Origin of the sequence: Flavobacterium sp., from assembly GCF_047602195.1 — a bacterium.
Classification (GTDB): domain Bacteria; phylum Bacteroidota; class Bacteroidia; order Flavobacteriales; family Flavobacteriaceae; genus Flavobacterium.
This window is the reverse complement of record NZ_JASGHW010000002.1, coordinates 115,636-128,470: the sequence shown is the minus strand read 5'-3', so window position 1 is coordinate 128,470 and position 12,835 is coordinate 115,636. Positions and strand designations below refer to the sequence as shown.

Sequence of the window (12,835 nt, the reverse complement as noted above, 5' to 3'; positions counted from 1 at the left end):
AAATTATGCTGTACTACTTGTTTGAATATCTGTACAAAGAGCACAATGTGCCGGGAACCGGGGTGTTTCAATACATCACGTTCCGTTCGGGATTGGCGGTGATTCTGTCGTTGCTGATTTCGACGATTTATGGAAAGAAGATTATCGGGTTCCTCAGAAGGCAACAAGTAGGCGAGACCGTGCGCGAACTCGGCTTGGCCGGACAGAATGAAAAAGCGGGAACGCCAACGATGGGTGGACTCATCATCATCATCGCGACGTTGATTCCGGTTTTGCTGTTTACCAAACTCAACAACATTTACATCATTTTATTGATCGTGACGACTTTGTGGATGGGGACCATCGGTTTCATCGACGATTACATCAAGATTTTCAAGAAGGACAAACAAGGACTCAAAGGGATTTTTAAAGTCGTCGGACAGGTCGGATTGGGAATTATAGTAGGAACGGTTTTGTACCTGCATCCCGGCGTGACGGTGCGCAAAGAAACGCCATCGACTATCGCCATCCACCAAACCCAGAATACGATCGCGCCGATGCCGATCGAGGAAAAATCGACCGCCACGACGATTCCGTTCTTCAAGAACAACGAACTCGATTATGCCGATTTGCTCCAATGGATGGGCGACGGCTACGAGCAATGGGCCTGGCTCGTGTTCATCCCGATCGTGATTTTCATCATCACGGCGGTGTCAAACGGCGCCAACTTAACCGATGGCATCGACGGACTCGCAGCGGGAACCTCGGCCATATCGGTGCTCGCGCTCGGTATTTTCACGTTCGTTTCGGGTAACATCATTTTCTCGAGTTACCTGAACATCATGTACATACCGAATTCGGGTGAAATGACGGTGTTCATTGCGGCCTTTGCCGGAGCATTGATTGGATTCCTGTGGTACAATTCGTATCCGGCGGCCGTGTTCATGGGCGATACGGGCAGTTTGACCATCGGTGGGATCATTGCGGTTTTGGCGATTGCGGTGCGCAAGGAATTGCTCATTCCGTTGTTGTGTGGGATTTTCATCGTCGAAAATGCCTCAGTTGTCATTCAAGTGTTCTATTTCAAATACACGAAGAAAAAATACGGCGAGGGCCGACGCATTTTCCTGATGTCGCCTTTGCACCACCATTACCAGAAGAAAGGCTACCACGAAAGCAAGATCGTGACGCGCTTCTGGATTACGGGAATCATCCTGGCGATTCTCTCCATCGTAACCTTAAAGTTAAGATAGATGAAGCGATTGGTGATATTAGGCGGTGGCGAAAGCGGTGTCGGCACAGCGATTTTAGGCAAGAAAAAAGGATACGACGTTTTTGTATCCGATTTTGGGAAGATCAAAAACAACTACCGCGAAGTTCTTACGATTAATGGCATCAAATGGGAAGACGAAACCCATACGGAAAAGAAAATCCTGAACGCCGACCTGGTTATGAAAAGCCCCGGCATTCCCGATAAATCCGACATCGTCAAGAAGTTGCACAAGGCCAAAATCCCGGTGATTTCAGAAATCGAGTTCGCCTGCAAACACACCGAGGCCAAAACCATCGGCATCACCGGAAGCAACGGCAAGACGACCACGACCATGCTCACGTACCACCTGCTCAAATCGGCAGGATTGAACGTCGGGCTTGGCGGCAACATCGGAAAGAGTTTTGCGTGGCAGGTCGCCGAGGACAAATACGATTGGTATGTGCTCGAACTCTCGAGTTTCCAGCTCGACGGCATCATCGATTACAAACCCGAAATCGCGATCATCACCAACATCAGCCCGGACCATCTCGACCGCTACGAATACAAATACGAAAAATACATCGATTCGAAATTTCGGATCACGATGAATCAGACCAAAGACGATTATCTGATTTACGACGCAGACGACGAAGCCATCGGAAACTGGCTCCAAAATAATAAAGTAAAAGCCCAACTGATCCCTTTTTCAATTACACAACAGTTTGAGAAAGGCGCCTACTTAAAAGACAACAAAATGGAAGTAAACATCAACGAAGAAGAATTCATCATGGAAACGGAATATATTGCGCTTGAAGGCAAGCACAATATGAAAAACGCAATGGCGGCGACGTCGGTGGCCAAACTGATGCAAATCAGGAAAGCCACGATCCGCGAAAGCCTGTCCAACTTCCAGGGCGTTGAACACCGTTTGGAGAAAGTCCTCAAGATAGGAAATGTGCAATACATCAACGATTCGAAGGCGACCAATGTCAATGCAACCTTTTTTGCGCTCGACAGCATGAACACGCCAACCGTGTGGATCGTCGGTGGGGTCGATAAAGGAAACGATTATGCCGAACTGATGCCGCTCGTACGCGAGAAAGTCAAGGCAATCGTTTGCCTCGGGGTCGACAACAAAAAGATCATCGATGCGTTCGGAGCCGTCGTAGACGTGATGGTCGAGGTCGACAACATGGTCGATGCGGTGCGCATGAGCCAGCGTTTGTCCGAGAAAGGCGACTCGGTGTTGCTGTCACCGGCCTGCGCGAGTTTCGACTTGTTTGAGAATTACGAGGACCGAGGCCGTCAATTTAAACAGGCGGTTCAGAATTTATAAGAGAGCCAAGAGTCAAGAACCAAGATTCAAGGCTCAGGTTAAAGGAAAGGTGAGAAAAATAGGAGAACAGAATTTCGAGTGAGCAGATCTTGGCTCTTGGTTCTAGGCTCTACAAATCTAAAATAAAATGAAACAACTACTGCAAAGCCTCAAAGGAGACAAAGTCATCTGGACTTTCGTTGCGCTGCTCGCGTTGTTTTCGTTCATGCCTGTATTCAGCGCGAGTTCGAACCTGGCCTACATGGGCCACGGTACCGGCAATACGTTGGGTTATTTGCTCAAGCACTTGATCCACATCTGCATCGGACTCACGATTATTTATTGGATCCACAAAGTGCCGTACCATTATTTCCGCGCGATTTCAAAGGTTGCCTTGCCGGTCGTCTGGATTTTATTGGCGTACACTTTAGTTAAAGGAACCGTCATCGCCGGAGCCAACGCGAGCCGTTGGATTCAGGTGCCATTTATTGGGATTACGTTCCAGACCTCGACTTTGGCGTCGATCGTGTTGATGATTTTCGTCGCGCGCTACCTGTCCAAAAAACGAGAAACCCCGCTGACTTTTAAAAACTCGTTGTGGGAATTGTGGGCACCGGTTTTCATGACGTTGATTTTCATCCTTCCGGCCAACTTTTCGACGGCCGCGTTGATGTTCTCGATGGTCATGATGCTGACGTTCATTGGAAAATACCCATTAAAATATATCGGAATAATCATCGGGGCCGGCGTTGCCGCACTCGTATTGTTTGTATTGTTGAGCAAGGCATTCCCCGATGCCAAGTTCTTTAATCGTGTACATACCTGGGAAAGCCGTCTCGAAAATTTCACGACCGACAAACCCGATGAAGACGATTACCAGATCGAAAAAGCCAAAATCGCCATCGCCTCAGGCGGCATTCAAGGTTTAGGCCCGGGCAAATCGGTGCAGAAGAATTTCCTGCCGCAATCTTCGTCGGATTTTATCTATGCGATCATCGTCGAAGAATACGGCTTGATTGGCGGATTGACCGTTCTGGCATTGTACATGTTGTTGTTTTTTCGATTCATCGTTGCGGCGCACAAAGCCAATACCTTGTTCGGCAAACTCGTCGTCGTAGGTCTCGGATTTCCGATTGTCTTTCAGGCGCTGATCAATATGGCCGTTGCGGTTGAATTGCTTCCGGTCACGGGACAAACGCTGCCGCTCATTTCATCGGGTGGTAGTTCGATCTGGATGACCTGCATCGCGCTCGGCATCATCATCGGCGTGACCAAGAAAGAGGAAGAAATCGCCGCCGAAAAAGAAGAAAAAGAAAAACGCGAAGAAACGCTCGCACGCATGATCGATGCGCAAATCAAACGCGAGGAAGAAGCCGAAGCGGCATTGCGTGAACAAGAAGAATTAGAAAAAACCGGAAGTTATTCCATAGAAGACAAAACCAATCCGATGAACGCCGTTCTCGGAAAATAGAAAATCAAAGAACCAAGAATCAAGAGCCAAGAATCAAGATAAATCTGCGATCCTCTGTGAAAATCAGTTTTGATCCGCGTTCCAAAAATAAAAATGAAAAAACTCAAATTCATATTAAGCGGCGGCGGCACCGGCGGGCACATTTACCCAGCGGTGGCGATTGCCAATGAATTGAAGTCGCGTTTTCCCGACGCCGAGTTTTTGTTCGTGGGTGCCAAGGACAAGATGGAAATGCAGAAAGTGCCGCAGGCAGGCTACAAAATCCGCGGCTTGTGGATTGCGGGTCTGCAACGCAGGTTGACGTTCGACAACACCTTGTTTCCCGTAAAACTGATCACGAGTTTGCTCAAGGCACGCCGCATCATCGCCGAATTCAAACCCGATGTCGTCATCGGAACAGGCGGTTTCGCGAGCGGACCGTTGTTGCAGGTCGCGTCGTTTGCCGGCATTCCGAGTGTGATTCAGGAACAGAACTCGTATCCGGGAATCACGAATAAATTATTGAGCAAGAAAGCAAACAAGATTTGTGTGGCTTACGAAGGGCTCGAGCGGTTTTTTCCCAAAGACAAAATGGTGCTGACGGGCAATCCGGTGCGCCAGGATCTGATCGACATCGACAGCAAAAGGGCAGAAGCCTTGGACTATTTCAAACTCGACCCGAACAAGAAAACCTTGCTCGTTTTGGGCGGCAGTTTGGGGGCCAGAAGAATCAACCAATTGATCGCCAAAGAAGTCGTTGGTTTTACCGCGCAGGATGTTCAGGTCATCTGGCAGTGCGGTAAATTGTATTTCGACGAATACGAATCGTTCAATGAAAAGGAAAACATCCAGGTGTTGGCATTCATCGACCGTATGGATTTGGTCTACGCAGCAGCCGATGTCGTGATTTCACGCGCCGGCGCATCCTCGGTTTCGGAATTGTGCATCGTGGGCAAACCGACGATTTTTATTCCGTCGCCCAATGTGGCCGAAGACCATCAGACCAAAAATGCGCAGGCGATTGTCGATAAAGGCGGTGCGATCCTGATCCGCGAAAGCGAACTCGATACCCAATTTACGGGTGTTTTCAACAAGCTCGTTTCGGATGAAAACCTGCAAAGAAATTTATCCGAAAACATCAAGAAGCTCGCAAAAGTCAATGCGACCAAAGACATCGTAGAAGAAATAATTAAACTCATTAAATAACTCAGGTACTCAGGCGCTCAGCTACTCAGGAACTATGAACTTGAATCAAATCCATAACGTCTATTTCATCGGCATCGGAGGCATCGGAATGAGCGCACTCGCCCGTTATTTCAAGAATATCGGCAAGAACGTCTGCGGTTACGACAAAACCCCGACGATGCTCACCGACGAATTGATGGCCGATGGCATCGACATTCATTTCGAAGACGCAATCGATTTGATTCCGAAAGATTATTACGTAGAAAATACATTGGTTGTCGTGACGCCGGCTGTTCCGATCACGCATTCCGAGTGGAATTATTTCATCGAAAGGCAATACCTGGTCAAGAAACGTGCGGCGGTTTTGGGATTGATTACCAAAGACACATTTTGTTTCGCCGTAGCGGGAACGCATGGAAAGACGACGACTTCGAGCATTCTCGGACACATTTTGTACGAGAGCGGTGCCGATGTAACGGCTTTTTTGGGCGGCATTGTTGAGAATTACAATTCGAACCTGATCGGCAGCGGAAAAACAGTCACCGTCGTGGAAGCCGATGAATTCGACCGTTCGTTCCTGCATTTGCATCCCGATATCGCCTGTGTGACTTCGATGGATGCCGATCATTTGGACATTTACGGCGATTCGGCTTCAATCGAGGCTTCATTCCGTGAATTCGCCGACAAGACCCAAGACAAAAATCAATTGTTCGTCGCCAAAGGATTGCCGCTTGACGGAATGACGGTGGCGGTCAATGAAGACGCACAATACAAAGCATTCAACGTCAGGATCCAAAATTCACAATATGTTTTCGATGTGCAGACGCCCACGGAAACCATCAAAGATTTACAGTTCGGCTTGCCCGGCAAACACAATTTAACGAATGCACTGATGGCTTTGGCCATGGCCAGGACTTTCGGCACCCCGACCGACAGTATCGCCAAAGCCTTGGTGACATTTAAAGGAATCAAGCGAAGATTTTCGTATCAGATCAAGACCGACGATTTGGTGTACATCGATGATTATGCGCACCATCCGACCGAAATCAATGCGGTGCATCAAGCGGTTTCGGAGTTGTATCCGGACAAGGAAGTGCTCGCGATTTTCCAGCCGCATTTGTTCAGCCGCACCAAAGATTTTGCCGATGATTTTGCGAAAAGTCTGTCGGTTTTTGATCAGGTGATTTTGCTCGATATTTATCCGGCACGCGAACTGCCGATGGAAGGCATTACCTCGCAATGGCTCCTGGGTAAAATGACGAATCCGAACCGCAAATTGGTGGGCAAGAACGACTTGATTTCCGAAATCAAAAACAGCGGAAAAAAAGTAATCGTGACCATCGGTGCGGGCGATATAGGCGAAATGGTAAATGACATTAAAAAGGCGTTGTTATGAAAAGGATTTTTAACTGGACCAACATCAGATTGTTATTAATGTTTGCGTTAGTAATTGGGTTGTATTCGTTTACGGCGCAGCGCAACCAGCAAAGAAAGTTGACCAAATCGGTGGTCGTTTTTACGAACGATTCGGACCCGTTTATCAAACAGGAGGCGGTTAATAAATTGTTAATAGAAAATAGAACCGATGCCAAAAGCATCCGAAAAGATAAAGTAGATTTGAACAAGTTGGAAAAATCCATCAACGGCAACCCGATGATTGAAAAATCGGAGGTTTTTGTCAGCATTGATGGTGTCCTCAAAGCGGTGGTCAAACAAAAAACACCTATCGCCAGGGTATTCGACGAAAACGGTTCATTTTACATTGATTATCAGGGAAATGAAATGCCGTTGTCGCCGGAATTCACCGCAAGGGTTCCAATCATTTCGGGGGAAATTAACAAGGCAAACAGAGACGAATTAAACAAATTGTTGCGATTTGTTTACGACGATGAATTTTTGAAAAAGAATATCATTGGTGTGCAAGTTTTGTCCAATGGCAGCTTAAAAATGTTGAACAGGGATTTTGATTACGCCATCGATTTTGGCAAAACGATCAACATCGAAAGAAAATTCAGCAATTACAAAGCGTTTTTTCAAAAAGCCGTGACCGACAGTTCATTGTACAAGTATAAACAAATCAACCTGAAATTTACGCAGCAGGTCGTATGTACCAAATAAAAGAGAGTATGGAAAAAGAGAACATTGCAGTAGGTTTAGACATCGGGACGACCAAGATCGTTGCGATGATCGGCAAGAAAAATGAGTACGGCAAACTGGAAATCCTGGGTGTCGGAAAATCGAAAAGCCTTGGTGTGGCGCGCGGTGTCGTGAACAACATCACGCAAACCATCCAATCGATCCAGCTCGCGATTGCCGAAGCAGAGAATAAGTCGGGTTACAAAATCAAGGACGTCGTGGTCGGTATCGCCGGACAACACATCCGCAGCATCCAGCATTCAGATTACATCAGCCGCAACAATGCCGAGGAAGTGATCGGTGGCAAGGATATCGATTTGCTCATCAATCAGGTTCACAAACTGGCGATGTTGCCGGGCGAGGAAATCATCCACGTCTTGCCGCAGGAATTCAAGATCGACGGACAATCCGACATCAAAGAACCGATCGGCATGTACGGCGGTCGTTTGGAGTCGAGTTTCCACGTGGTCGTAGGACAGGCGTCTTCGATCAGAAACGTGGGTCGTTGCATCCAAAGTTCGGGCATCGAATTGTCGGGCTTGACGTTGGAACCGTTGGCTTCTGCCGATGCGGTGCTTTCTCAGGAAGAAAAAGAAGCCGGTGTGGCACTCATCGATATCGGTGGTGGAACAACAGACTTGGCTATTTTCAAGGACGGCATCATCCGTCACACGGCCGTGATTCCTTTCGGAGGCAACGTCATTACCGACGACATCAAGGAAGGTTGCTCGATCATCGAGAAACAAGCCGAACTCTTGAAAGTCAAATTCGGATCGGCCTGGCCAGGCGAAAACAAAGACAATGAAATCGTTTCGATTCCGGGATTGCGCGGAAGAGAGCCGAAAGAAATATCATTAAAAAACCTCTCGAAAATCATCCATGCACGTGTCGTGGAAATCATCGAGCAAGTGTTCGCCGAAATCAAGTCGTACGGACACGAAGACCCGCGCAAGAAATTGATCGCAGGAATCGTCCTGACCGGTGGCGGCGCGAATTTGAAACACATCAAGCAATTGGTGGAATACATCACCGGAATGGATACGCGTATCGGTTACCCGAACGAGCATTTGGCCGGCAATTCCGATGAGGAAATATCGAGCCCGTTGTATGCTACGGCGGTCGGTCTGGTGATGAACAGCATCGAAAACAAGACGCAGAGCGCCGTGAAAATCGAAACGACGGTGGTTCCGGAAAAAGTCACTTTCCAGAAGGACTACCAATTCGAAACCGTCACGCGCGGCAACACCGAAGTGCGCATTCCCAAAGCCCCAGAACCAACACCCACATACGAAGCCCCACAACCTACTGAGCCCAAACCGGAGCCGGTGGCCGTGTACCACGAGACCGCCGAACCGAAACAGGAGTCTACCGAGGTCAAGATCCGCAAGTCGTTTTTTGACAAATACGTAGACAAGATTAAAGATTTTTTGGATAACGCAGAATAAATGAGATATAGAGGAGCAAGCCCGGTGGGCTTGAGGTAAGTTCGCTTCAGCGAACCAAAAAACTTCGTAATTAATAAAAAAGAATAAACAATAAACCAAAATATTATGACAAGCAACTCAGATTTTGGCAGCATTTCATTCGATTTACCAAAAAACCAATCGAATGTCATCAAAGTAATCGGTGTTGGCGGTGGCGGAAGTAACGCCATCAACCACATGTTCAAGCAGGGCATCAAAGGGGTAGACTTTATCGTTTGCAACACTGATTCACAAGCCTTGCAAAACAGCGCCGTACCAAACAAAATTCAACTCGGGGTGAACCTGACCGAAGGACTCGGTGCAGGGGCAAACCCAGAAGTCGGCCAGCAATCGGCCATCGAAAGCATCGCCGACATCGAAAAGATGCTCGATTCCAATACCAAGATGGTGTTCATCACTGCCGGTATGGGCGGTGGTACCGGAACCGGAGCTGCGCCAGTGATTGCGCAATTGGCCAAAGAACGCGACATTCTTACTGTTGGAATTGTAACGATTCCGTTCCAGTTTGAAGGAAAAGTGCGTTCGGACCAGGCGTTATTGGGTGTCGAAAAATTGCGCAAGCAAGTCGATTCACTGATCGTGATCAACAACAACAAATTGCGCGAAGTGTACGGAAACCTCGGATTCAAAGCCGGGTTTTCGAAAGCCGATGAAGTCTTGGCTACCGCCTCACGCGGTATTGCCGAAGTCATCACGCACCACTACACGCAAAACATCGACTTGAAAGATGCCAAGACCGTATTGTCGAACAGCGGCACTGCGATCATGGGTTCTGCCGTAGCGATCGGTGAAAACCGTGCGAAAGAAGCGATTGTTGCTGCGCTCGATTCGCCATTATTGAACGACAACAAAATCACCGGAGCCAAAAACGTATTGTTGCTTATCGTTTCTGGAACCAATGAAATCACGATTGACGAAATCGGTGAAATCAACGACCACATCCAAACCGAAGCCGGATTCAACGCCAACATCATCATGGGGGTCGGTGAAGACGAAACTTTGGGCGATTCCATCGCAGTGACGATTATCGCTACAGGATTTAATGTAGAACAACAAAACGAAATCGTCAATACCGAGCCCAAGAAAATCATCCATTCTTTGGACGGCGAACAAAAACTCACACAGGATTTGACCCAAAAGAACCTCGAATCCTTTACGACCAGCCCAAACGCCCCAGTGGCAAAGACGGAGGAGAAAATCGTCTTTGAACTCATCGAGGAAGAACCGGCGGCGGTCGTTGATGCTCCTGCGAGCTTCGAAATGCCGGTCATCAACGAAGTACAAGAACCCGAACTCGACCCAAACGAACTCATCGTCATCTCTGAATTCATCAAGAACCTCGATGTGACGTTTGAAATCGTTTCGCCCGAAAAGCCACTCGATTTTACGATCGATACGCCAGCGATGGACGTACGCGAGATCAAAGTCGTAGACCATAAAGTAGAAGAACCAGAATTTACGTTCTCATTCGATCTTCCAGTGGCCAAGCCGGAAGTGACCGAAGCCTTCATCGACGAGAACAAGATCCTGTTCGAATTGACTGAGGAAACCAAAGAAATCACCGTCAACCAACCGGTACAAGTGGTGCCGATGACCGAGCTCAACGAGAACGGCATCATCAAATATTCTCTCGAAGAATACATGGAAGTCGAAAACGACTTGCTCAACTCGAAACCGGTTGAAGCCAAAGAAGTGGCCGAACCGATCGCACCCGAACTCGACATCAAAATGACGAAAAAAGAAGAACTGCCATCGGCGTTCTCCCCAGCGTTCGAAGAAGTGTCGCCTATGGAAATGTCGATCGAGGAAACCTTGAAATTTCGCGCGGACGAGCGCAGAAGAAAGCTCAAGGAATTCAACTATAAATTCCACAACAATCCGTCGCGCATCGACGAGTTCGAAAAAGAACCGGCCTACAAACGCAGCGGCATCGATATCTCCGGGACACCGGAAAACAACAATCAATCGCGTACCTCGTTAGGAACCGACAGCAACGACGACATCCAGTTGCGTTCCAACAATTCGTTCCTGCACGACAACGTCGATTAAGCTAACTCAAACTCTAGCCGAATAACCCGAGATTCCATATGAATTTCGGGTTATTTTTTTTATCTTCGCACTCGTTTTGGAGCCAATCCGGCTTTGCACTACAAGCTTTTGTCAAAAAAGTTTTTTTGCTACGCTGCTTCCGGCTTCCGTTGGTCGCCGTCACCAACGGGCAAAAAATACCTTTTAATCCAAAAGGCTTTCCGTTTCAATCCGGGCTAAAACGATTACACGATTTAACAAAATCAACGATTAAACAAGACAATCATGAGTCTACAAACCCAAATCATGGACGAAATCAAAAACGCCATGAGAGCCAAAGATACTGTCGCACTCGAATCATTGCGTGCCGTCAAATCGGAACTGTTGCTGTTGCAAACCGCTTCGGGTTCGAAGGAAGAAGTTTCGGAAGAAGAAGGGATCAAACTGCTCCAGCGCCTTGTGAAAACGCGTAAGGAAAGCGCGCGCATTTTCACCGAACAGAACCGTCCCGACCTCGCCGAGCCAGAACTCGCGCAGGCCGCGGTCATCGAGAAATTCCTTCCGGCCCAGCTCAGCGAAGCCGAAGTCGAGGCCGTCGTTTCAAGAATCATCGCCGAGAGCGGTGCCTCCGGCATGGCCGCGATGGGCAAGGTGATGGGCTTGGTCTCGGCCGAACTCGCCGGCAAAGCCGATGGCAAGACGATTTCGACGATTGTCAAGAAGTTACTGTCTTAGATTTTCAGATCGTCAGATCATCGGAGTTTCTGAAAATCTGACAATCCAACAATCCCCAAATAGGTCCCGTAGTTCAACGGATAGAATGTCAGATTCCGGTTCTGATGATGGAGGTTCGAGTCCTCTCGGGATCACGAATAAAAAGGAATGCCCAGAAAATGTCCAAGCTCGCTTGAGCATTTTCTGGGCATTCCTTTTTTCAGGGCGGAGCCCTGTGAGGAAGCGCGGAGCGCAATCCTCTCGGGATCACATTTGCTTCGCCAGTTCGCGCTGGCGCTCGGGTGAAATTAAAAGAAGGACAGCCAGTGGCTGTCAGGTACTTTTGATTCATCAAAAGTAATCAAGGCCATGCGTTTTGACAGCTTTTCTTTTGGTCTAAACATCCTTTTTTCTCCTGCATTTTCATAGCTTTGAAGCATGGATGTTTTGCTCATACTGATTGCGCTTTTAATATTGGCCGCTCTTATTGTCTTTACGGTATGGATTGTCCAGGCCACTTTTTTTATTGTGATCGAAGAAATCTACATGCATATTTTCAAAAAGCCACTGTACATTCATTTTTACCCAAGAAAAAAAAGACCCACCGAAATACAGGAATCGATACTGCGCCAGGAATTTCCCTTTTACAATACGCTTTCAGAAAAGCACAAAGGCTATTTCAAGCACCGTATGGCGCGTTTCATCGAGAAGCACGAATTCATCGGCAAGGAAGGCTTTGTCATCACCGACCAAGTAAAGGTGCTCATTTCGGCTACCGCAGTCATGCTTACTTTTGGGATGCGCAAATATTTGTTTGAGGTGGTACAGAAAATCATTGTCTATCCCGGCATTTATCTGTCTACCATTACCGAACAGTACCACAAAGGCGAATTCAATCCGCGCGTTAAAGCCGTAGTGTTTTCATGGGAGGATTTTTTGAAAGGCTATGAAACCCACAACGACAATCTAAACCTCGGACTTCATGAGTTTTCGCATGTCGTGCATTACCATGGAACAAAAAACGAAGACCCAAGCGCTATTCTTTTTACCAGGATGTATAAACGCATTACAGAAGACCTGAAAGAACCCGGGAACTTGCAAAAATTGATTGACTCCAATTACTTCAGGATTTATGCCTATACCGACCATTTTGAGTTTTTGGCCGTTATCATCGAGCATTATTTTGAAACGCCACAGCAGTTCCATCAGGAATTTCCCGAATTGTATCGCAACGTCAGTATTATGCTCAACCACCGGCATGCCGAAAGCGAACGCCAATCGGGATTCTAAAA

At 47.6% G+C, this 12,835-nt stretch carries 11 protein-coding genes and 1 tRNA gene; 11 read left to right on the top strand and 1 reads right to left on the bottom strand.

Annotated elements, in window-relative coordinates:
- Positions 1-5 precede the first annotated feature (5 nt).
- The 10 genes from mraY (at position 6) to QM717_RS01510 (ending at position 11,698) form a co-directional block, all read left to right on the top strand.
- Entirely contained in the window at positions 6-1,232 is a 1,227-nt protein-coding gene (mraY, locus tag QM717_RS01555) for a phospho-N-acetylmuramoyl-pentapeptide-transferase (RefSeq protein ID WP_415034147.1), read from the top strand.
- Positions 1,233-2,567 (top strand): UDP-N-acetylmuramoyl-L-alanine--D-glutamate ligase, encoded by a 1,335-nt coding sequence (gene murD / locus QM717_RS01550; protein WP_415034145.1) that lies wholly within the window; start codon positions 1,233-1,235, stop codon positions 2,565-2,567. It begins immediately after the preceding gene.
- A gap of 127 nt (positions 2,568-2,694) precedes the next feature.
- Positions 2,695-4,017, top strand: coding sequence for an FtsW/RodA/SpoVE family cell cycle protein (locus QM717_RS01545; RefSeq protein ID WP_415034143.1), 1,323 nt, complete (start codon positions 2,695-2,697; stop codon positions 4,015-4,017).
- 93 nt (positions 4,018-4,110) lie between these two features.
- The gene (gene murG / locus QM717_RS01540; protein WP_415034141.1) at positions 4,111-5,202 is read left to right on the top strand and encodes an undecaprenyldiphospho-muramoylpentapeptide beta-N-acetylglucosaminyltransferase; all 1,092 of its coding nucleotides are present in this window, start codon (positions 4,111-4,113) and stop codon (positions 5,200-5,202) included.
- 34 nt (positions 5,203-5,236) lie between these two features.
- Positions 5,237-6,577, top strand: a complete 1,341-nt coding sequence (gene murC / locus QM717_RS01535) for a UDP-N-acetylmuramate--L-alanine ligase (protein WP_415034139.1) — start codon at positions 5,237-5,239, stop codon at positions 6,575-6,577.
- Entirely contained in the window at positions 6,574-7,299 is a 726-nt protein-coding gene (locus QM717_RS01530; RefSeq protein ID WP_415034137.1) for a cell division protein FtsQ/DivIB, read from the top strand. Before murC ends, QM717_RS01530 begins: the two co-directional genes overlap by 4 nt.
- A gap of 8 nt (positions 7,300-7,307) precedes the next feature.
- Complete coding sequence (gene ftsA, locus QM717_RS01525; RefSeq protein ID WP_415034135.1) at positions 7,308-8,762, top strand: cell division protein FtsA; 1,455 nt, start codon at positions 7,308-7,310, stop codon at positions 8,760-8,762.
- 105 nt (positions 8,763-8,867) lie between these two features.
- A complete protein-coding gene (ftsZ, locus tag QM717_RS01520; protein WP_415034133.1) occupies positions 8,868-10,850 on the top strand; it encodes a cell division protein FtsZ in 1,983 nt (660 codons plus the stop codon).
- A 264-nt stretch (positions 10,851-11,114) separates the two neighbouring features.
- On the top strand, positions 11,115-11,564 hold the full coding sequence (locus QM717_RS01515; RefSeq protein ID WP_415034131.1) for a GatB/YqeY domain-containing protein: 450 nt from the start codon (positions 11,115-11,117) through the stop codon (positions 11,562-11,564).
- 62 nt (positions 11,565-11,626) lie between these two features.
- Positions 11,627-11,698, top strand: a tRNA-Arg gene (locus QM717_RS01510).
- A 153-nt stretch (positions 11,699-11,851) separates the two neighbouring features.
- Here the strand turns inward: QM717_RS01510 and QM717_RS01505 are convergent.
- Positions 11,852-11,998, bottom strand: a complete 147-nt coding sequence (locus QM717_RS01505; RefSeq protein WP_415034129.1) for a hypothetical protein — start codon at positions 11,996-11,998, stop codon at positions 11,852-11,854.
- A gap of 19 nt (positions 11,999-12,017) precedes the next feature.
- Between QM717_RS01505 and QM717_RS01500 the strand changes: the two genes are divergently transcribed.
- Positions 12,018-12,833 carry a zinc-dependent peptidase gene (locus QM717_RS01500; protein WP_415034127.1) on the top strand — a complete coding sequence of 272 codons (816 nt, stop codon included), beginning with the start codon at positions 12,018-12,020 and terminating at the stop codon, positions 12,831-12,833.
- The last annotated feature ends 2 nt before the right edge of the window (positions 12,834-12,835 follow it).